This window comes from Pseudomonas shahriarae, assembly GCF_014268455.2.
Lineage (GTDB): Bacteria > Pseudomonadota > Gammaproteobacteria > Pseudomonadales > Pseudomonadaceae > Aquipseudomonas > Aquipseudomonas shahriarae.
This window is the reverse complement of record NZ_CP077085.1, coordinates 2,619,858-2,641,116: the sequence shown is the minus strand read 5'-3', so window position 1 is coordinate 2,641,116 and position 21,259 is coordinate 2,619,858. Positions and strand designations below refer to the sequence as shown.

Here is a 21,259-nt window from a genome sequence, read left to right as displayed (position 1 = left end):
GCAGATACACCGCTATCACAGGCAAGCCCGCTCCCCCATTGAGCGCGCTCGTTTCTAGTTCACCGGGGCGTTTTCACGTTTTTTGCTGCTGGGTTTGGCCGCTTGTTCCAACGTTTGCTGGCGCTTTTGCAAGGCCTCCAGCAACCCGAAGTCCTGTGGGAAGTCGTCCACCTGGATGCCGTGATCGGCGTATTCCACATAGCGCGCCAGCAAGGCGTCTTCGTCGGCGCTGATCAAATCCAGGGCGCGGGCCTTGATGCGCCAGGCGGTAAAGGCCGTGCTGCTGATCGGCATCGGGCCGAGGGTGCCTTGCTTGACCGCCGCCTTGAGCCGCCCTTCGATCAACTCCACCTGGGGTAGCAGGCGGAACGCCAGTTCGCCATAGGCCAGCTTGTCGACTTCCGGACGCGGGATGTAGGAATTGGCCAGCAAACGGTCGCGGCTTTCGCCCGGGGTCTGCACCAGCTCGGCCACTTGGGCCAGCAGGCGGTCGGAGGGTTTGCGCTGGGGAATGCCGAACGGGAAGCTCAAGCCACGCATCACTGCCGCAGCCGGCGTCGAAGGATAATTGTCGAGCACCTCGGCCAGGGCTTCATGGGCCCGCAACAAGGCATCCTGGGCCGACCAATGCACCAACGGCAGGTCGGCCTGGGGCCGGCCATCGTCCTCAAAGCGTTTGAGCACGCAGGACAGGATGTAGAGCTGGGACAGAATATCGCCCAGGCGCCCGGTGATGCTTTCCTTGCGCTTGAGCGCGCCGCCCAGCACGCCCATGGAAATATCGGAAATCAACGCCAGCACCACCGACAGCCGATTGGCCTGGCGGTAGTAGGACGCCAGCGCCGGATCCGTCTTGGCCGGTACGCCAATCAGCCGTCCGCCTGTCAGGGAATGCACTGCCGCACGTACGGTGTTGGCCAGCACAAAACTCAGGTGACCGAACATGGCGCTGTCGAACTCGAGCAACGCCTGGCGATTATCAGTGTTGCGCGCCGCTTCCATTTCTCGGAACACGTAGGGGTGGCAACGGATCAGGCCCTGACCGTAGATGATCAGGCAGCGGGTCATGATATTCGCGCCTTCCACCGTGATCGCGATGGGGCTTTGTTGATAGGCACGGGCCAGGAAGTTGTTGGGCCCCATGCAAATACCCTTGCCGGCGACGATGTCCATGCCATCGTTGACGATGATCCGCGCACGCTCGGTGACGTGGTATTTGGCAATTGCCGAGATAACCGAGGGTTTCTCGCCGGCATCCAACGACGCCACCGACACTTTGCGTACCGCATCGCAGGCATACAGGTGCCCGGCCATACGTGCCAGGGGCGCCTGCACCCCTTCAAACTTGCCAATCGGCAGGCCGAACTGCTTGCGCATCGCCGCGTAGGCCGTGGTACCGCGTACCGCCACCTTGCCCAGGCCGACGTTGGCCGACGGCAGGGAAATCGCGCGCCCGGCGGCCAGGCATTCCATCAGCATGCGCCAGCCGTTGCCCACTTGCTCGCGGCCGCCGATCACCCACTCCAGGGGGATAAACACGTCCTTGCCGGTGGTCGGGCCGTTCTGGAACACCGCATTGAGGGGCCAATGGCGGCGACCACTGTTCACCCCGGGATGGGAAGTGGGGATCAACGCGCAGGTGATGCCCAGCGAGCCGGGCTGGCCCAGCAGGCCGTCAGGGTCTTCGGCGCGAAAGGCCAGACCCAGCACCGTGGCGATGGGGCCGAGGGTGATATAGCGCTTGTCCCAGGTCACGCTGAAGCCCAACACTTCCTGGCCTTCATGCAGACCCTTGCAGACGATGCCCAGGTCGGGAATCGCCCCGGCGTCGGAGCCGGCATAGGGGCTGGTCAGGGCAAAGCACGGGATGTCTTCGCCACGGGCCAGGCGCGGCAGGTAGTAATTGCGCTGGGCGTCGGTGCCGTAATGCAGCAACAGTTCGGCGGGGCCCAGGGAGTTGGGGACCATCACCGAAATCGCTGCCGCCGAGCAACGGGTCGACAGCTTCATCACCACTTGCGAATGGGCATAGTGGGAGAAGCCTTTGCCGCCATATTGCTTGGGAATGATCATGCCGAGGAAGCCGGCGTCCTTGGTGTACTGCCAGCCTTCGGGCGACAGGTCCTGCCAGACCTGGGTGGTTTCCCAGTCGTTGGCCATGTCGCAGAGGGTTTCTACTTCGTTGTCGAGAAAGGCCTGTTCTTCGGCGCTCAAGCGTGCCGGCGCGGCTTGCAGCAGGCGCGGCCAATTGGGTTTGCCGCTGAACAACTCGGCGTCCCACCACACGGTGCCGGACTCGATAGCCGCGCGTTCAGTGTCGGACATGGCCGGCATGATCGTGCGAAACAGGCCCAGGGCCCTGCTGGTCAACAGTGTGCGACGCAGGGGCTTGATGCTCATCAGCAGCGCCGGTACCACCACCAGCAACGCCGCAACGCTCAGGCCAAACCCTGCAACCACATTGAACAGATAGCCGCCCGCCAACCAGGCCAGGCCAGCACCCAGCCACAGGGTGGCTGCCGCTTGTCGATACGCCAGGGCAGTCGCCACAGCGAGTCCCGCCAATAACCAGATAACCATGGAGATACCTCTACTTATTATTCAGGGCACGGCACGCACAGCAGCAGGTCGGTACGGCCTGCGACTGATCACCACACTACAAACTTGAAAAGCCAAATTCAAATTTTGTTTTGAAATTTTTATTTAATGTCTTTGCGAAATAATTCTCGGCCGAACGCGTCAGCCGAAGTGTTAAAGGGAGAAGGAAATCACCAGGGGTCGCGTGGGCGCCCCACAGGTGGAGCACCGGGTAAACGCAGTAGAAAGATGCGCTGACTACGCGTTTACCCAGGCACTACGCAGATACAACCCCAGGTCAGAAGGCGTAGGTAGCCGACAGGCTGACCACTTCGCCCTTGGCCTCGGATTTGCCATCCAGCGACGCTGCGCCAAGACGGTCAACGTTCTTGGTCTTGAGCTTGACGGTCTCCACAAACTGGCGGGAATACGCGCCGTCGATGCTCAGGCCCGGAATGGCGCGGATGTTGTAGCCAAAGCCCAGGGAAGCGAAGGTGCGATCCCCATCCGGGATACGCGGGTCACGGGTGGAGTTGCGGGTTGGGGTCTGGTCGAAGGCCACACCGGCACGCACGGTAAAGTCATCCGTGAGTTTGTAGTCACCGCCGAACGAATACATCCAGGTGTTCTTGTACTTGTACGGGATCGACACGATGGTGCTGCCATTGGACTTCAAGGTCAGCGCCTCGAAGGAGGACCATTGGGTCCAGGTCACACTGGCGCCCAGGGCCAGGCGGTCAGAGAAGTCGTGTACCCAGTCCAGGGACGCGTTGGCAGGGATATCCAGTTGCGTGGAGGCATTGGCACCGCCCGGATACAGTTTCAGCCCAGGGTAAGCCAACTCGACCAGGGTTTTACCGTCGACCACCGGGGTGGTCATCAGCCCTTCCGAGCCTGGATCGGCGTACATGTTGTACTTTCCCTCCAGCTTGTTCTTGATCTTGGCGTGATAGTTCAAGCCCAGGGTGTCCTGCGCCGTGGGTTTCCAGGTCATCCCCGCAAACCAACCCAGGGAGTTATTGTCGACTTTGACCCGCATCAAGGCGAAGCCCTGGCCGGCCGGGAACGGAATCATCCCGAAGTCCGGCGACTGCGCAGCAGCGGCATACAGATCGACGTTCTGGCTCACAAAGCCTTTGGTGTGCTGGAGAATCGCACCACCACCGATGGAAAACTCATCATTGACCTTGAACGACAGGGAGCCGGTCAGGCCCACGGTTTCGATGCGGGTGTCCACCGCGAAGTCGCGACCTTTCCAATCCTCATCCCAGGTTGTGCGCGCGCCCATCGGCACCACTTGGCTCAAACCAAAGGCAAAACGATCGTTGATCGGGATCACCATGAAGCCAGTGGGTACCCACGCTTCGAAGCCGCCTTGACCGCCATTACCGGTGCGAGGTGTCGATGTTAACTCGCCAGTATTGGGATCATAGACCGTGTTGGACGTCGGATTGCCAGCGTAGTCATACGCCGACCCTTTGTATTTGATGTCGATGTTTGCGTAGTTGATGGTGAACTGCGAAATGGTCTTGTCAATGAAAGCCATGGCAGCAGGGTTGTTGTACGCCGATGACGGGTCGTTCTTGAACATCGACCCCCCACCAAACGCCCGGCCCCAACCAGCAGTGTTTGCGGTTGGCGTCATGAAACCACCCGCCTGAACGGTTCCCGCTGAGGCGATCAGCCCGCCCAACAATGCCAGGCCTAACAACGCCTGGGCCTGCTGCTTCATATTATTCATGCGTCACTCCTTATTGTTTTTATTTGTCACAGCCGGTTGGACCGAACGGCTTTACCTCAACAGATGCCTCTGACGAGGCACCTGTTTTTCACCGGGTGATCAAGCCTATTTCCGAAGTGCCGGCATCAAGGAACAATGGTGACGCCGGTAGCGCCTACGTTCAGTGTCACCACCGTGCAACTGCCGCTAAGCGGCTGGTTGGTCGCAGCAAGAGTGATACTTGGAGACGGAGCTGGGGTTGAGGCCAGCGCTACATCGATAGCCGTAGGGCCGCAGTTGGTTGGAGGGAACGAAGTGATCGTGTAACCAACGTTGTAAGCTTTACCGGCACTTGTGCTGGTGGCTTCCAGCAACCAAGGCAAACCAGTGATATTGGGTAGGTTGCACAGCACGCTTGATCCTGGAGAGATAGTTACTTTGGTGATATCTGCCTTACCATCAGGGCGCACCTTGCCTTCGAATACAGCCTTACATGTTACGGGCTGCTGAAACGACGAAGGTGATTTAACAACAATGCTCCCAGTCGCCCCTGTAGTAAACGTCGCTCCAATTGGACTAAAAGACGCCGCACTGGCCATCGAAGCCGCGCCAAAGCACAGAGCAAACGAACTTACACAAACGAGGGTTTTCAAACTTTTCATTATTTTTCCTCACATGTATGGCGAGTCATTTCGCCGGGGTAATGGCCATGATCGAGAGGTCACGGAGAAACAGCAGAACTTCCCTTTCCAGCCAAATTTCAATTCATTTACCGCTACAAATTCGGGGGTTTACTCGACGACTTTGAACGTCGGCGGCATCTTGATCGACACGGTTTTGATCTTGCAGTCTTCGCCAATCGGCACATTGACCGCTTCCAACTTGCCGGTGGCGTTATCCCAGGTGCCTTCGGCAGTGGACGGGCCACACTTGCCGCCCAGGCCAAAGGCGTGCACATCGACGCTGATCTTCGACATGGAGCCGCTCCTGGCATCCCTGGCCACTAATATCCACGGCAGGTTGATGGCTTCGACGCGGCTGCACTTGAGGCCACCGTCAAACTCGACCTTGTCGACATTGACTTGCGAACCATCGGCCGCGACCTTGCCGGCCACCTTGATGGTGCAGTCGGCGCTGATCAGCGCGCCCTTGGAAAAGCTGATGGGGCCCTGGGCAGTGAAGGCGCTGCCGGCGGGTTCGATACGGGCGGCCTGGGCCTGGTGATAGGCAATAAGCCCCAGTGCAGCGAGCACGATATGCGCAGTGAACTTGGCAGGTGTTTGCATGGTGTACGTCCTTCCCTTGATTTTATTTTTGTTAGGGTCAAACAACTTTCTTGCAACTAAGCAGCACTCGAAACCGGCAAACCGTGGGCGATGAAAACCTGCGCGATACACAGATCCCGAGTGCGCCCTACAACAGTTAATTCACATTAGAAGGTGCTGGTCTTGCCGTACTGCTCCAGTATCTTCAAGCGTTTGGATGGCTGGATATTGGCCAGGGTGACATCCCCCGAATAATGCCGTAGTACCCGGTGATCCATACGCCGGCGCCATAAGTAAGGGATATAGGCCCAGACAATCATGCTGGCGTAGCCATACGGCAGTTGCGGCGATTCATCAAAGTGGCGCAACGACTGATAACTGCGAGTCGGGTTGGCGTGATGATCAGAGTGGCGCTGCAACTGGAACAGAAAGATATTGGTGACAATACGGTTACTGTTCCACGAGTGGCGCGGCGAACACCGTTCATAACGGCCGTTAGGCAACTTCTGGCGTTTAAGCCCGTAGTGCTCGACATAGTTCACCACTTCCAGCAACGAGAAGCCGTAGATGCCCTGGATCAACAGGAAGGGAATCACCGCCATGCCCAGCCAGGCGATCATCGCGCCCCACAACACCACGCTGTACATCCAGGCGCTGAGTACGCCGTTCTTCCAGTGCCACGCCGGCAGGCCGAGCTTGCGCAGGCGTTCGCGTTCCAGGTTCCAGGCCGAGCGCGCACTGAACCACACCGAGCGCGGCAGGAAGGCCCAGAAGCTCTCCCCCAGTCGCGAGCTGGCCGGATCTTCCGGGGTGGCAACGCGTACGTGATGGCCACGGTTGTGTTCGGTGTAGAAGTGCCCGTAGAAGGTCGGCGCCAGGGTGATCTTCGCCAGCACAATCTCCAGCAGGCGCGGCTTGTGCCCCAGTTCATGGGCGGTGTTGATCGCGATGCCGGTGGCAGCGCCGGTGGACATGGCCATGCCCAGGTAGGTAAACCCACTGACCTCACCGTGCAACTGCACCCGGGCCGTCAGGAAGCTGGCGGTTTGCGCCATCCAGCTCGAAGGATCGAGGGAGGCGGTAAGTTGCAGCAGCCCGCCGCTGATCATCCAGTCGATGCCGCTGACGGCCAGCCAACCGGTGATCACCACCGAGGAAATAACGAACAACACCCCGGTGTAGACGATCCAGCGGTAGTACTTCTGCGATTCAAGGCCGCTGACAGCGGATTCCGGCGGGTTGCTGACGTCTTCGCCGAGCAGGCCGTCGATCAGCGGGATCAGGCCGAAAATCACCAGTACACCGACCCACCACAGTTGTTGTACGCCGGTAGTGATAGCCAGGGCGCCGGACAGCAGCGGGGTCGCCAGAGGCATGATGCCGAGCCACCACAGGTGGCGCTTGCCGTCGGTCCAGACGTGGGGGGCGGCCAGGGTCTGATTCATGGCAACCTCCGGGCGCACTGCGCGGCAGAGAGTGAGAGCGAAGCAAAAGAGGCAGAAAAGCGGTTCAGGCGGCACTGACGGCCACTTGAAACAAACCATGCGATAAAAGGCGTTTTTTTCATTATTTTATTCGCTCTTAGGCATTTCAAAAATCATTTCAAAATAAATATTGAAATATTTTTTTAAATAAATAGCGCGGAATCGATAGGTCGTCAACTACTTTTTCGGGGCCTTTTTTACGTGACCGGCCAGTCTCTTTTTCATCCGTTCGGTCAGGTGTCTAGGGCAAGCGTCAGCGACTTTCGACCACGCCGTGGGGTTCACGATTATTTACTCGCCAGCGCAAACGGCGGGTGCAACACCGTGGCGCTTGCCACCGGCTTGCTGCGCTTGGCCACCTGCTCGACCAGTGCCGCCACGCGCTCGGTGGCGGTGATTGGCAGCATATGGCCACGGCCTTCGACCAGCTGCAGCTTCAGCCCTGGCACCTTGTCTGCCAGGGCCTGGCCGTGCTTGCGAAAGTCCAGCACCTTGTCCCGCGAGCCATAGATCAGGCCGATGGGCAGGCGCAGTTGCGGGTAGCGTTTGACCATCTCGGGCAGGTAATCGTTGACCAGACTGATTTCGGTGGAAGCGGCATAGAAGTTATCGGGGCGCATCCCCAGCAGGCCGCCGCCACGGGTGGCGAAGTCGGCCGGCGCCGGGTCGGGAGCGAACACGCCCTTGACCACCGCACCACTGGTGAGCATGCCGATGGGCACCGTCAGCGTGCGCGACACCCAGCGCCGCAGCCAGGCCGGGCGCACCGCCAACGACAGAAACACCAGGGGGAGCATGCGCTGGGGATGGGTCAGGGGTGCCACCAGCACCAACCCGGACACCGCATGGGGATGGTCCAGGGCCAGGGCCAGGGAGATCGCCCCGCCCAGGGAATGCCCCAGCACCAGGGGCTGGCCCAGGTCCAGGGTCTGGATAAAGGTCGCCACTTGCCGGGCCTGGCTTGGCAGGTCGGCACCGGTGCCTTTGCGGCGGGTGGAATAGCCTGAGCCGGGTCGGTCCAGGGTGATCACCCGAAAGTGCTCGCGCAGTTGTGCGGCCAAGGCATAGGTCAGGTTACGACTGCTGCCCATCAGGCCGTGGATCATCACCAGCGGCGGGCCCTTGCCCTCGTCTACATAATGAAAGCGCTCGCCATCCACTTCCAGAAAGCGCCCGTTACTTGGAACAGCCGCTTCGATACGGCGCGTCATCCAGGCACTCAAGCCCCATAACGCCGCACTGGCAGCCATAAACACACCCGCAGCGACAACCCATTCGACAGCCATAGCTCGGTCCTCTGCTTCCCTGCTGCTGGCGATCCGACCGGTATTGGTCAAGACCTCAGCCATCGTCCACACCCTGGACTTCAACTGCGTGCGTCAAGCGTTCGTCCGTCGGACAAATCGCACATAAAGGACAAGGGTCTAGCGTAGACGACATTTTCAGGTAGATTATTAAAAATCTTTTTTAAAATAATAAATACAATTTTTCTTTGCAATGGTGTTCTATCTAAAAGCCAAAACAAAAAAGGAGCACATCCGATGTCAACACCCGTAAGGCGCCCACAGCCCACGAGGGACACCCTATGAATGCCTCTACCCAGCCAAGCGGCCCGGCAGATTGCGTCGATATCGCGATCATTGGCTCAGGCTTCGCCGGCCTGTGCATGGCGATCAAACTCAAGCAAGCCGGGCTCGACGACTTCTTTATTGCCGAACAGGCCGACTCCCTGGGCGGCACCTGGCGCGACAACCACTACCCGGGCTGCGCCTGTGATGTGCAATCCCACGTCTATTCGTTTTCCTTTGCGCCCAACCCCGACTGGACCCGCCAGTTCGCCCCCCAGGCGGAAATCCGTGCCTACCTGGAACATTGCGCACAGCGCTTTGAGTTGGCGCCGTACCTGCGTTTTGGCATGGGCCTGCAACAGGCGGTGTTCGACGAGCAACTGCAACGCTGGCAATTGCAGTTCAGCAATGGCCGCCGCGTCAGTGCACGGGTACTGGTGTCGGGGATGGGGGGACTGTCCCGCCCGGCACTGCCGGATATTCCGGGGTTGGACAGTTTCAAGGGCAAGCGCTTTCACTCCCAGCACTGGGACCACGACTATTCACTCCAGGGCAAGCGTGTGGCGGTGATTGGCACCGGCGCCAGTGCGATCCAGTTCGTGCCGCGTATCGCCCCCCACGTGGCGCACCTGGACCTGTTCCAGCGCACCCCGCCGTGGATCATGCCCAAGCCGGACCGCCCCATTTCAGGTTTTGAGCGCTGGGTGTTCAAGCATCTGCCGTTCACCCAGCGCCTGGTGCGCGGGGCTTTCTACTGGGCTCTGGAAGGTCGGGTGGTGGGCTTTGCGCTGCACCCGCGCCTGATGAAAGTGGTGCAAAAAATCGCCGTGCGCCATCTGCACAAACAAGTGGCACGCCCTTCCCTGCGCAAAGTCCTGCGGCCGGATTACACCATCGGCTGCAAGCGCGTACTGATCTCCAACGACTACTACCCAGCGCTCTCACGCAGCAATGTCGAAGTGGTCACCGACGCTGTACTGCGAATCGAGGCCGACGGGGTCGTCACCGCCGATGGCATCAAGCACCCGGCTGATTGCCTGATCTTCGGCACCGGGTTCCAGGCTACCGACCCCCTGCCCCGCGACTGCATCATCGGGCGCGGCGGCATTGACCTGATGGAGGCCTGGCGCGATGGCGCCCATGCGTACAAGGGCACCACCGTGCCGGGCTATCCGAACCTGTTCCTGATCGTCGGGCCCAACACCGGGCTGGGCCACAACTCGATGATTCTGATGATCGAGGCACAGGTCACCTACATCCTCGATGCCCTGCAACAGATGCGCCGCCAGCAAATCGCCACGGTCGAGGTCAAGCCAGCCGTGGAAAGCGCCTACAACCAGCAAATCCAGGCAAAACTCCAGCGCACTATCTGGAACACCGGCGGCTGCCGCAGTTGGTACCTCGACCCGCGCACCGGCAAAAATACGACGTTGTGGCCCGGCTCGACCTGGCGCTTCAAACAGGTCACCCGCCAGTTCGCCCTGCGCGATTATCAGGTCACGCCACTATTGACCGGCGCCACACCGCGTCCCGTCGCGCCACCCCATGCCACCGCAGAAGGAAGCCTGTCATGAAGTCATTCAATGGCCGCGTGGCGGCCATCACCGGTGCCGCGTCCGGCATGGGCCGCGCCTTGGCCCTGGCCCTGGCGCGCGAGGGTTGTCACCTGGCCCTGGCGGACAAGAACCAGGCCGGCCTGCAACAAACCGTGGAGCTGATCCAGCGCAGCAGCCTGGCGCCGATCCGCGTGACGTCAAGGGAGGTGGATGTTGCCGACCGCCAGGCCATGGAGGATTGGGCCGCCAGTTGCGCGGCAGAACACGGCCAGGTGAATTTGATTTTCAACAATGCCGGGGTGGCCCTGTCGAGCACCGTGGAAGGTGTGGACTACGCCGACCTGGAGTGGATCGTCGGCATTAATTTCTGGGGCGTGGTGTACGGCACCAAGGCCTTTCTGCCCTACCTCAAGGCCAGCGGCGAGGGGCATGTGGTCAACACCTCCAGCGTGTTCGGCCTGTTCGCCCAGCCCGGCATGAGCGGCTACAACGCCACCAAGTTCGCGGTGCGCGGCTTTACCGAGTCCCTGCGCCAGGAACTGGATTTGCAACGCAGCGGCGTCTCGGCCACCTGCGTGCATCCCGGTGGGATCCGCACCGACATCTGCCGCAGCAGCCGGATCGACGCGAACATGACCGGGTTCCTGATCCACAGCGAACAACAGGCCCGCGCCGACTTCGAAAAACTGTTTATCACCGATGCCGACCAGGCCGCCAAGGTCATCCTGCAGGGCGTGCGCAAGAACAAGCGCCGCGTGCTGATCGGCCGCGACGCCTACGCCCTGGATCTGCTCGCGCGCTGGCTGCCGGCGGCCTATCAAGGGCTGGTGGTGTTCGCCAGCCGGCGCATGGCACCGAAACAGCGCAAGGCCCTGCCACCCTCCCCCCTCTCTGAACAGGAGTCGCCATAATGCTGCCCATTCGCCGCGACCTGCGTTTTACCCTGCCTGCCGAACGCATCAAGGACTGGCACGAGCAAGGCCCGTTCATCACGCACTTTTTCAATGCCCTGTCGTTGCTGTTTCCCCAGGGCGAATTGTTCTTCATGGACAGCGTGCGCCACTATCGCCAGCGCATCGACGACCCGGCGTTGAAAAAGGAGATCCAGGGTTTTATCGGCCAGGAGGCCATGCACAGCCGCGAGCACGTGGCCTACAACGAGCTGCTGCAAGCCGCCGGGCTGCCGGCCCACCTGCTGGACCGCCGCTTGAAATTTATGCTCGACCTGCAAAAGAAGCACTTGCCGCCGTCCTTCAACCTGGCGGTGACCATCGCCCTGGAACACTACACGGCGATGCTCGCGGAAATCCTGCTCAGCGACCCCACGCGTTTTGGTGATTCGCTCAAAGGCTACCAACAGATGTGGTACTGGCACGCCCTCGAAGAAACCGAGCACAAGGCCGTGGCCTTTGATGTGTGGAACAGCGTGATCAAACCAGGGCCCAAGCGCTATCTACTGCGCACCGGGACCATGCTGTTCACCACGGTGTTTTTCTGGCTGGTGGTGTTTGATTTCCACCTGCGCCTGCTGATCGCCGATCGCCGCGCGGGCGGGCATCTGAAGGGTTTCTGGCGGATGCTGAAGTTTCTCTACGGGCCCAAGGGCGTGTTCCCGCGCATGGCGCGGCCGTGGCTGCATTATTTCAAGCCGGGGTTTCATCCGTGGGATCACGACAACCGGGCACGGTTGGAGGGGATTGATAAGCTGGTGGAAGAGATTGAGCGCACCAACGGCGCGGCAGGCGCCTATACCTGAGCCGTGGTGAGGGGGGCTGTGGCAAGGGGCCTTGTCCCCTCGCCACAAGGGTGGATTCGGTAGTCAGACCGTGCGGGAAAACTGCCCCTTCTGCTGCCCACCCAGGTACGCATCAAACGCCATCGCCACGCTGCGCACCATCAGTTGCCCCTGGGGCAGCAACTGCACCCCATCGTCCTCGACATGCAGCAAACCATCCGCCACTTGCTCATCCAACTGTGACAACGCCTGGGCAAAGTATTCGGTAAAGCGGATCGCATGCCCCGCCTCGACCCCGGCAAAGTCAATGCGCCCATGGCACATCAGGCCGTTGATCACGTCCCGGCGCAACACGTCATCGGCGTTCAGGCGGTAGCCGCGCTGCACCGGCAACAACCCGGCGTCGATCCGCGCGTAGTACTGGGACAACTCCTTGACGCTCTGGCTGTAGCTGTCGCCCACCTTGCCGATGGCCGACACGCCCAGCCCGATCAGGTCGCAATCGGCATGGGTCGAGTAGCCCTGGAAATTGCGCTGCAAGGTGCCATTGGCCCGGGCCAGGGCCAGTTCGTCGTCGGGCAAGGCAAAGTGGTCCATGCCGATGTACACATAACCCGCTTCGGTCAGCCGGCGAATGGTCAACTCCAGCAGCTCCAGCTTGCGCTCCGGCGGTGGCATGTCTTCGGGGCGGATCATGCGCTGGGCGCGGATTTGCGTGGGCAAATGCGCGTAGCTGTAGGCCGCCACACGGTCCGGGCGCAGGGCAATCAGCTTGCCCAGGGTCACGTCGAAACTGGCCACGGTCTGCAATGGCAGGCCGTAGATCAGGTCCACGCTGATGGACTTGAAGCGTGCCTGCCGGGCGGCCGCGACCAACTGCACAATCTGCTCTTCGCTCTGCACGCGATTGACCGCCGCCTGCACATCGGCATCAAAGTCCTGCACGCCAAAACTCAGGCGATTGAAGCCCAGCCCGCGCAGGTTATGGATGCGTTCCACGCTGATGGTGCGCGGGTCGACCTCAATGGAAAACTCATGGTTGTCGCTGGTATCCAGGCTGAAGCCCTGCGCCAGGCTTGCCATCAACTCGGCCAGTTGTGCATCGTCCAGGTAGGTCGGCGTACCGCCCCCCAGGTGCAACTGGGTCAGGGGCCGCGTGCGATCGAACAGCGCGGCCTGCATCTGGATTTCGCGCTTGAGGTAGCTCAGGTACTCCACGGCGCGATGGGTCTTGCGCGTGATGATCTTGTGGCAACCGCAGTAGTAACAAAGGCTCTGGCAGAAAGGTATGTGGATGTACACCGACAACGCCTTGGGGGCCGCCCCCTGGTTGCTGGCCGCTACTGCCTGCCGGTAGTCATCCAGGGCAAACGCCGAATGAAACTGCGGCGCCGTCGGGTACGAGGTGTAGCGCGGCCCCGGGCGGTCGTATTTCTGCACCAGGGCCCGGTTGAACTCAAACGCTTTCATGGTCGATGGTCTCATCGTTGGAGCAAGGGGGAACCGCGCTGCCTGCCCGGTCAAACAGCGCGCAGAGGGCTTCGACCCGCTGCCGGCCCGCAGGCAGCACACAGAGGAAGCGCTCGGACAAGTCGATCAGGCCGTCCTGGTGCAGATGCTCCAGCAACGGCCAGATCGCCGAAAAGTAGCGGGAAAAAATCACACCATAACGGCGCTCCAGCGCCTGGATATCCAACTCCAGGTCACAGGCCAGGCGCTCCATGACATGCTGACGGATCTGATCGCCCGCCTCGCAGCGCCAGCCGCGGGCGGTGGGCAACAGGTCGCTGTCCAACTGCTGACGATAGCGCGCCAGGTCGTCGGTGTTTTGCGCATACAGGTTGTCGAGCTGGCTGATGGCGCCCAGGCCAAAGCCGATATGGTCGCAGTAACCATGACGGGTAAAGCCCTGGCAATTGCGGCTCAGGCGTCCGTGTTCCTGGGCCAGCGCCAGGTCATCGTCAGGGCGTACGAACTGGCCCAGGCCAATGTAGTGATAACCGGCAGCTTCCAGGTGCTGGAAGGCGATCGCGCGCATCGCGCACTTGTCGGCATTCGACGACAGCGCCCGCGCCCGTTGCTGCTGGTAGCGCCGGGGGGCCTGGGCATAGTCGAACACTTGCAGGCGGTCCGGCTCGAGGGCGATCAGGCTGGCCAGCTTGGCTGCAAAGCTGTTGCAGGTCTGCCAGGCGTGGCCATACCCGAGGTCGACATTCACCGAGCGAAAGCCCAGGGTGCGCGCCGCGTCGATCAGCGACTGGATGGGCGCCGGGTCTTGATAGCCGGCCACCGAAGGTGTGACGTCGCTACTGGCATCCGACACGCCGATATTGATGTGATTGAAGCCCAGTTCACGCAGGCGGCCCATGGTCGCCCAGTCGGTGTGCAGCGGGTCGAGGTCGAGGCTGTAGTCACCCTGGTCATGCTCGAGAAAATGCAGGCGACTGCGCAGGTGCGCCATCAACCGCTGCAGGTCGGCCATCGCCGGGGTAGCGCCGCCCAGATGGAATTGATCCACCGGCTGGCGCCCGCCCACGTGGCAACCGACCAGGTGGATTTCCTGCTCCAACGCGTCCAGGTAGTCATCGGCCACCAGGCCCGCCGGCCATTGCAGGTTCAGCGCCAAGGGGCGTTGGCGCTGGCGACTGCTGCGCATGGCGCGCAACAGGTCGAGGGAGCCGATCCCCGTATGAAATTTGCCGATGTCGACCTGGCCCTGGTCCAGCACGCTTTGGTCACGGCGCAGGCGCCACTCGCGGGCGGGATGAATGACAGTGAGCATGACGGCCTCCGGGTCTGGCTACGGTGGATCATTGTGCGGTGCGACCGGACAGCGCACCTTGATATGCATCAAGGCCAGGGAATACGAGGGGGGTTACCAGGTGATGTAAAACATGCTTTTGGCCAGCAACACAATGGCGACCATATGGCAGAACAGGCTCAGATGAACGAAGCGCAAATAGGCCGCGCTGACCCGCCCACGACGCATCAGCCACACCGTCAGCAAAAAATGCATCAGCACACTGGCGGCGAGGATCAACTTGAGGGTCAGCAAGGCGCCGAATGCCGAACTCGATGGCGCCGCCAGCACCGGCAGATAGCGCAACCAGACCATGCCGATACCCGCGCCGAAAAGCACCAGCAGCACCCACGGCATCAAGGCCCTGGCACGGTTGCCGATGCCCTGCTCCACCAGCAGCATGACGCGGGCCGGCAGTTGCTTGTGCACGCTGGCGAGGATCAGTACTTCAAAGAACACCGTGCCGATAAACATCAGCGCCGCGAACAGATGGGCCAGCAGAAACAGGAGATAGAGCATCAGCGCCTCACAGTGGGCCGGTCCGTATGGCGTGACTGTGCCCCAGGCCGGGGGGACGCTGCCTTGATGCGGGTCAAGAGCCCTGATAATCGTTGAAACATTTGCCCAAAGCCTTGTACGCCGGGCGTTTCAAGGCGTCTGCGACAGTGTGCCACAGACGCAATCGCCCCCTCGGCTGGTAAGGTGGCGACCGCCCCTGTGGCAGAACGTCGCAGATTATCAAGCGTGATCAACACCGGTAGACTACCCACCCTGCTTGTTCACCGCTTTTCAAAGCCTGACTGACCTGTTATGCGCAGCCGTCAGGCGCTTCACGGGACGCCCACTTCATGAATACGTTACTCACCCGCCGCAAGGTCCTCACCGGTATGGGCCTGCTGGGCCTGGGCCTGCTGAGCGGCTGTGACACCGGCCCCAAGCTGAATTTCAAGTACGGCAAGGATCTGAGCAACAAGATCATGGGCCGCACGTTCAAGCTCAAGAATACCGCCGGCGAAACCGTGACCCTGACTTCGTTTCGCGGCTTGATGCCGGTGGTGTTCTTCGGGTTCACCCAGTGCCCGGCCGTGTGCCCCACCACCCTGGCGCGCATGGCCCAGGCCAAGAAGCTGATGGGCCGCGACGGCGAAATCATGCAGGTGATCTTTATCACCCTGGACCCGGAACGCGATACGCCCGAAGTGCTCGACGCCTACGTCAAGGCCTTCGACCCCAGCTTCGAAGCGCTCTACGGCACGCCGGAAGAAATCGCCGTGGCCGCCAAGGAGTTCGGGATCTTTTATGAAAAGATCCCCGCAGGCGACACCTACACCCTGTCCCACACCGCCACCAGTTTTGTGTTCGACACCCGCAGCAACCTGCGCCTGGGCCTGTCGGCATCCCTTAACGCCAAAGAGTGCGCAGAAGACCTGCTCACCGTCATGGAGGTCTGCTAATGACTGCTGTCCACACCCTCAAGCGCATCGCCCTCGGCCTTTCCCTGCTGGGCCTCGCCGCCCACGCCAGCGCCCAGGTCCAGGTCAGCGATGCCTGGGCCCGCGCCACCGTACCGGGGCAGCATTCGAGCGGGGCATTCATGACCCTCACCGCCGACAGCGACAGCAAGCTGCTGAGCGTCAAGTCGCCGGTGGCCAAGGAAGTGCAGATTCATGAGATGAGCATGAAAGACGACGTCATGCGCATGGGCCCGGTGGATGCCGTGGCACTGCCGGCCGGCCAGGCGGTGAAGCTTGATCCCGAGGGTTATCACGTGATGCTGATGGGCCTGACGGGCCAGATCAAGGAAGGCGACCAGGTGCCGCTGACCCTGACGGTGGAAGATGCCAAGGGTGACAAGCAGACCCTCGAAATCCAGGCCCCGGCCCGCAGCCTGGGTAGTGCTGGTGGTCATCATATGAACCATTGATCCTGAGGGTGGGAGCTGGCTTGCTCGGGGTGGCCTTAGGTATCTTCTTCTGGGTATGTGTACATATCCGTTGCTGCGGTTACGGCCACTTAGGGTTCCGCCCTTACGGCGGGTCACTTTTGGAAAAGAGCCCCAAAAGTAACCAAAAGGGCTCTTGCCCCACCACTCGGCACCTCGCCTAGGCTCGGTGTGCCCGTCATCCGACATTGATTTGGGGGGCCGCCGCGATGGGCCATCCATGGCCCAGCGCGGCTAACCCGGCGTCCTGCCGGGTTACCCCCAAAATCAATATCGGATGACGGCCAGCGTGGTTTAACGGGGCGCCTCAGATCAAAAGCAAAGCGAGGCGGCCTGACAGCCGACCTGATCGTCGAAGCGTGTGCGTACCCCTGTGGGAGCTGGCTTGCCTGCGATGACGGTGCATCAGCCAATACATTTATCGACTGATACACCGCCATCGCAGGCAAGCCAGCTCCCACAGGGGGGAATGCAGCTTCGCGCCCCGGCTTTGCTGTTGCTGTTGCTCTGCTTTTGATCTGGCTTTTGATCTTGATCTCAGGCGCCCCGTTAAACCACGCTGGCCGCAGGCAGGTATTGCGCAGTGGGCACCCCGGCATGGATGCCGGGGTAGCCGCGACACGGCCAGGGATGGCCGATCGCGGCGGGCCCACGGAGCAATGCCTGACTGCGGGCATGCCGAGCCTAGGCGAGGCACCGAGTGGTGGGGCAAGAGCGCTTTGCTTACTTTGGCGCTCTTCCAAAGTGACCCGCCGTAAGGGCGGAACCCTAAGTGGCCATAACCGCAGCAACGGATATGTACACATACCCAGAAAAGGATACCGATGGCCACCGCGAACAAGCCAACTCCCACAGGGGATCTTTGCCGAGTGCAGAGCTTTGTGCCACACCGCCCATCAAATACGGGAGTTGTGCCGAGACACCAAACTCTGAAAACCCCACGATGGATCCATCTCAGCCGATGGACGACTAATCAATCCACAATAAACAGCCTGGCCCCGGTGGCTGTGCTCGACCGGTGCCCGTCCCTGTCGTTGCCCACCTGATAACTCATCCCCGCCGTCAGGGTGAACTGGCGGCCATCCTCCAGTTCAGTCTGCAACTCCCCCTCCAGGCACAACAACACATGACCGCGCCAACACCAGTGGTCAGCCAGGTAGCCAGGGCTGTATTCGACCATGCGCACGCGGGTGGTGCCGAAATGGCAGGTGCGCCATAGGGCGCTGCCGGTTTCGCCAGGGTGCAACTCTGGTTCGACGCTCGACCAGTCGGTGGTGCCAAAAGGGGTAGCCAGTAGATCCATGATTGCCTCAGCGTTAAAGCAAAGAGCAGGACAGTACCCACAAGACCCGCCCGTCGAAAGACACAGATCGCGCCCATTTCTGGGATACAGGGGGTTGCCTTTGGTATCCTGCCGGCCCGACCTAGGTGCCCGGCCATGCACATTGCTCCGTCCCATATCCTCCACGAAACCGAACACTGGCTGCTCAACCATCACCTGGCCTCGGCCCTGCCCGGTTATTTGATGCTGGGGGCCAAGACGCCAATCAGCTCGCTGGCTGACCTGCCCGACGCGGCCCTGGCGGAAATGGGTGGCCTACTGGCGAAAACCCAGCGGGTGATGGAAGTACAGCTCCAACCCAAGTGGCTATACATCAGCCGCTTTGGGCATATGCCCGGTTTCCCGCTGCATTTTCATTTGATCCCGGTCTATGACTGGGTCGAAACGCTGTTCTGGGAGGATGAGCGCTACCGGGTGCTGCAAGACTTCGGCACTGGCAGCGACGGGCAAGCGGCGACGGATGGGGCCGAACTCACCCTGTTTATCTGGCGCGAGTTCGGTGAGAACCCGACGCCACCCGCGACGGCCGGGCTCACGGTGCCGGACGTGATCGAGCGGCTGCGGGCGGCGTTCAAACAGTCAGGCGCTTGACCATCGGGATACACGCCAGCTCCAGCCCCGAAGGCGAATGATAGATGGACTGTTCGCAGCCTTCATAACCACGCCTGCGATAGAACTGCGCGGCATTCAACGTCGCGTCCAGCACCACCTCCTCAATCCCCAACTCCAGCGCCACTTGCTCCAGGTGCTCAAGCATCTGCCGGCCAAAACCGCGCCCGATAGAACCGGGCAGCACAAACAGCGCTCCCACTTCCCGGTGCGCCGGGTCAAGCATGCCCGTGGCGACCGGCTCGCCATCGACGCAGCCCAGGTAAAACGGCTTGGCCATTAGCGCGGTATAGCCGTCCTCGGCCGCGCCACGGGTCCAGGTCAGCATCTGTTCGGCGGTGTAGGCGCCGATGCATTGGCCGCGGATCGCCTGACGGCGAATGTCGAAGGCGATGGGGCCATCGTCGTCGGTGGCGCGTCTGATTTGCAGCATGCGAATCTCCCTGAATTAACTCTGTTTGCCGTGACCTCAAGGTGCCATTAGCACACTTGTGCTAATCGACCCCGCAGGCCCCCGGCGCTATATTCCCCGGTACTCCAATGCTCCCCGCCAGCACGTCGAACCCGCCGTGCAAGGGATCGTTGTGCGTTGAAAACACTAAAACAACCCCAAGGAAGACACGCCATGAAACTGCACTCCCCTGTCGCCCGCCTTGCCCTGTTGGGCGCCCTGATGCTCGGTGTTGCCGGTTGCAGCAATATCAAGCCCACCGAAGACCACCTCAAGACCCTCTCGGAAACCAACCTCGGCGAGCCGGTCAAGCGTGTCTCCAATGTCCGCAGCGACTCCATGACCACCTATTACATCGCCAGCACCGCCTCCGGTGACTACAACTGCTCCGTGCCCAGCGGTGCCAGCGGCGGGATGTTTGCAGTGGCCAGCTTTGGCATGATGAAACCCGCCGCCTACTGCCAACCCAAGGGCGCCCGGGGTAACGGGTTGACGCCGTTTAACTAGTAACCGGCCCCTGGCTGAGGTCGCGCAGGGTGCCCCGTAGTTCAGCGGGGCGCACTGGCTTGGACAAAATGGCGATCTGCCGGTCGTGCAGCGCCGCCTGGATCTTCTCCACCTCATGCCCGGTCAGAATCAGCGCCGGCACCGCCACGCCACGCTGTGCACGCAACCGGTCGATGCACTCGATACCGGTGGCGTGATTGCCCAGGTCATAGTCGGCGACGATGATGTCGCAATCGCTGACCAGGTTATGCCCGCTCGACTCCGCCTGCACCTGGCAGCCCCAACGCTCCAGCAATGCCTGGGTGGCCAGCAGCACGTTGTGGTCATCTTCCACCAGGCACACTTTCAAGCCGGTCAACAGCCCCGCCTGGCGTGCATCGTCGCGCACCGGGGGTTGATGGGGCGCGGTCGCCAGGTGCAACCCGCGCAGGCTGACGGACGTGCCATGGCCCACCCGGGAGCGCAGCACCACGTCCATGTCCATCAACTGCCCCAGACGCTTGACGATGGACAAGCCCAGGCCGACCCCTTCGACGTCCTTGTCGCGCAGGTGGCGGACGCGATAGAACTCCTCGAAGACCCGCGGCAGATGCTCCTCGGCAATCCCCCGGCCCTGGTCGTGAATCTCCACCCGCACCTCGCCGCCGCGCTGGCGCACGCCGATCAGTACCGGGCGCTGGCCGCCGTACTTGAAGCAATTGGAGAGCACGTTCTGCACCATCGTTGCCAACAGCGCCGGATCCACCCGCACCCAGTGGGCGCAGGGGCGCAGGCGCAGTTCTACGCCGGCCCAGCGTGCGGCTTCGGCGTTTTGCCGCAGCAGGTCGGCCAGCCACTCACCCAGATGCACCACCTGGTATTTGGGCAGCAGCCGGCCGTTATCCAGGGTGTAGAGATCGAGAATGGAGCGGAACAACTGCGAGACGTTGAGCAGCGAACGGTCGATATTGTCCACCAGCCGCCGCTCCTCATCGCCCAACCGCGCTTCACGCAGGCACGCCGTAAACAGGCCGATGGAGTGGATGGGCTGGCGCAGATCATGGCTGGCCTGGGCGAGGAAGCGCGACTTTTCCAGGTTGGCGGCGGTGGCCTCTTCAGACGCCTTGCGCGTGCGCTCCAGCAGCAGGTGGGCGTAGACCGGGATCACCGTGCTGGTAATCATCAGCATCAGCACCATAAAGGGCTGCGCCTGCCACAACGGGGTCAGCCGATACACAATCAGCAGCGCCAGCAACGCCAGGCCCGTGGCAATCGCCAGGTAGCGCGAGCCATAGCGCATGCCATTGCCCAGGTTGACCCAGACCATCACCGCATACAGCGGCAATGCCGCCTCGCCGCCGACTACCAGGCCGAACGAGGTGCCGGTGTAGTCGTGGATCATCCCGAAAACCCGTCGCGCCGGGTAATGCCCGGGCCAGCGTGCAATCACCTGACGCAGCACAACCGAGACCAGCAGAAACAGGCAAATATAAATAATCACCGGCACATAGCGGTCCATCGACTGCCCCGGCAAAAAGCCCAGCAGGCTGATGTACACAATGGCGCAGACGGCCACCACAATACGCAGGTTGGCTTGGTCCAGTTCGGCGTCTTTCACGAACTTCATGGGCAACGTCCTTGTACGGTCATCGTCTAAACTGTGCCCCCAGCAGGCAGGCGCTGAGCAGAGTGGTAAAGTAGCACGCCACACAACCTGGCCCCAG

Annotated in this window: 19 protein-coding genes; 7 read left to right on the top strand and 12 right to left on the bottom strand. The window is 61.4% G+C overall.

Translation table 11 applies throughout. The features are described from left to right. Positions 1–54: 54 nt before the first annotated feature. From HU773_RS11775 to HU773_RS11750, 6 genes are all read right to left on the bottom strand, one after another. A complete protein-coding gene (locus tag HU773_RS11775) occupies positions 55–2,580 on the bottom strand; it encodes an acyl-CoA dehydrogenase (RefSeq protein ID WP_186626301.1) in 2,526 nt (841 codons plus the stop codon). 295 nt (positions 2,581–2,875) lie between these two features. Beyond that, entirely contained in the window at positions 2,876–4,318 is a 1,443-nt protein-coding gene (locus HU773_RS11770; protein WP_076964899.1) for an outer membrane protein transport protein, read from the bottom strand. A gap of 125 nt (positions 4,319–4,443) precedes the next feature. Further along, positions 4,444–4,959: an alkane oxidation protein activator PraB gene (gene praB / locus HU773_RS11765; RefSeq protein WP_076964898.1), complete on the bottom strand. Its 516-nt coding sequence runs from the start codon at positions 4,957–4,959 to the stop codon at positions 4,444–4,446. A 129-nt stretch (positions 4,960–5,088) separates the two neighbouring features. Then, positions 5,089–5,583 carry an alkane oxidation protein activator PraA gene (gene praA / locus HU773_RS11760; protein ID WP_057438657.1) on the bottom strand — a complete coding sequence of 165 codons (495 nt, stop codon included), beginning with the start codon at positions 5,581–5,583 and terminating at the stop codon, positions 5,089–5,091. 146 nt (positions 5,584–5,729) lie between these two features. Further along, on the bottom strand, positions 5,730–7,007 hold the full coding sequence (locus HU773_RS11755) for an alkane 1-monooxygenase (protein WP_186626302.1): 1,278 nt from the start codon (positions 7,005–7,007) through the stop codon (positions 5,730–5,732). Between the two features lie 326 nt (positions 7,008–7,333). Further along, positions 7,334–8,332 carry an alpha/beta fold hydrolase gene (locus HU773_RS11750; RefSeq protein WP_057959851.1) on the bottom strand — a complete coding sequence of 333 codons (999 nt, stop codon included), beginning with the start codon at positions 8,330–8,332 and terminating at the stop codon, positions 7,334–7,336. Between the two features lie 299 nt (positions 8,333–8,631). Here HU773_RS11750 and HU773_RS11745 point away from each other — a divergent pair, with 299 nt between their 5' ends. The 3 genes from HU773_RS11745 to HU773_RS11735 are packed head-to-tail and all read left to right on the top strand — an operon-like array spanning position 8,632 to position 11,926. Beyond that, entirely contained in the window at positions 8,632–10,188 is a 1,557-nt protein-coding gene (locus tag HU773_RS11745) for a flavin-containing monooxygenase (RefSeq protein ID WP_186626303.1), read from the top strand. Further along, on the top strand, positions 10,185–11,081 hold the full coding sequence (locus HU773_RS11740; RefSeq protein ID WP_076964895.1) for an SDR family NAD(P)-dependent oxidoreductase: 897 nt from the start codon (positions 10,185–10,187) through the stop codon (positions 11,079–11,081). The genes HU773_RS11745 and HU773_RS11740 overlap by 4 nt, the downstream gene beginning before the upstream one ends. Beyond that, complete coding sequence (locus HU773_RS11735; protein WP_057959854.1) at positions 11,081–11,926, top strand: metal-dependent hydrolase; 846 nt, start codon at positions 11,081–11,083, stop codon at positions 11,924–11,926. Before HU773_RS11740 ends, HU773_RS11735 begins: the two co-directional genes overlap by 1 nt. A 63-nt stretch (positions 11,927–11,989) precedes the next feature. Here the strand turns inward: HU773_RS11735 and hemN are convergent, their stop codons facing one another. The 3 genes from hemN to HU773_RS11720 form a co-directional block, all read right to left on the bottom strand. Beyond that, entirely contained in the window at positions 11,990–13,375 is a 1,386-nt protein-coding gene (gene hemN, locus HU773_RS11730; protein ID WP_225923855.1) for an oxygen-independent coproporphyrinogen III oxidase, read from the bottom strand. Further along, complete coding sequence (locus tag HU773_RS11725) at positions 13,362–14,687, bottom strand: oxygen-independent coproporphyrinogen III oxidase (RefSeq protein ID WP_076964892.1); 1,326 nt, start codon at positions 14,685–14,687, stop codon at positions 13,362–13,364. Before HU773_RS11725 ends, hemN begins: the two co-directional genes overlap by 14 nt. 93 nt (positions 14,688–14,780) lie before the next feature. After that, complete coding sequence (locus tag HU773_RS11720) at positions 14,781–15,224, bottom strand: CopD family copper resistance protein (RefSeq protein ID WP_057959857.1); 444 nt, start codon at positions 15,222–15,224, stop codon at positions 14,781–14,783. A 329-nt stretch (positions 15,225–15,553) separates the two neighbouring features. On the opposite strand from HU773_RS11720, the gene HU773_RS11715 reads away from it, so the two are divergent. Next, complete coding sequence (locus tag HU773_RS11715; protein ID WP_057959858.1) at positions 15,554–16,159, top strand: SCO family protein; 606 nt, start codon at positions 15,554–15,556, stop codon at positions 16,157–16,159. Continuing rightward, positions 16,159–16,629, top strand: a complete 471-nt coding sequence (locus HU773_RS11710) for a copper chaperone PCu(A)C (RefSeq protein WP_057438666.1) — start codon at positions 16,159–16,161, stop codon at positions 16,627–16,629. Before HU773_RS11715 ends, HU773_RS11710 begins: the two co-directional genes overlap by 1 nt. A gap of 991 nt (positions 16,630–17,620) precedes the next feature. On the opposite strand, the gene HU773_RS11705 is transcribed toward HU773_RS11710, so the two are convergent. Next, positions 17,621–17,950, bottom strand: coding sequence for a DHCW motif cupin fold protein (locus HU773_RS11705; protein ID WP_076964891.1), 330 nt, complete (start codon positions 17,948–17,950; stop codon positions 17,621–17,623). A 135-nt stretch (positions 17,951–18,085) separates the two neighbouring features. Between HU773_RS11705 and HU773_RS11700 the strand changes: the two genes are divergently transcribed. Next, positions 18,086–18,580: an HIT family protein gene (locus tag HU773_RS11700; protein ID WP_186626133.1), complete on the top strand. Its 495-nt coding sequence runs from the start codon at positions 18,086–18,088 to the stop codon at positions 18,578–18,580. On the opposite strand, the gene HU773_RS11695 is transcribed toward HU773_RS11700, so the two are convergent. After that, positions 18,561–19,031 carry a GNAT family N-acetyltransferase gene (locus HU773_RS11695; RefSeq protein ID WP_128593766.1) on the bottom strand — a complete coding sequence of 157 codons (471 nt, stop codon included), beginning with the start codon at positions 19,029–19,031 and terminating at the stop codon, positions 18,561–18,563. The genes HU773_RS11700 and HU773_RS11695 overlap by 20 nt on opposite strands. Positions 19,032–19,223: 192 nt before the next feature. Here HU773_RS11695 and HU773_RS11690 point away from each other — a divergent pair, with 192 nt between their 5' ends. After that, a complete protein-coding gene (locus HU773_RS11690) occupies positions 19,224–19,556 on the top strand; it encodes a hypothetical protein (protein WP_057438669.1) in 333 nt (110 codons plus the stop codon). On the opposite strand, the gene HU773_RS11685 is transcribed toward HU773_RS11690, so the two are convergent. After that, positions 19,549–21,162 carry an ATP-binding response regulator gene (locus HU773_RS11685; protein WP_076964888.1) on the bottom strand — a complete coding sequence of 538 codons (1,614 nt, stop codon included), beginning with the start codon at positions 21,160–21,162 and terminating at the stop codon, positions 19,549–19,551. The genes HU773_RS11690 and HU773_RS11685 overlap by 8 nt on opposite strands. Positions 21,163–21,259: the final 97 nt, after the last annotated feature.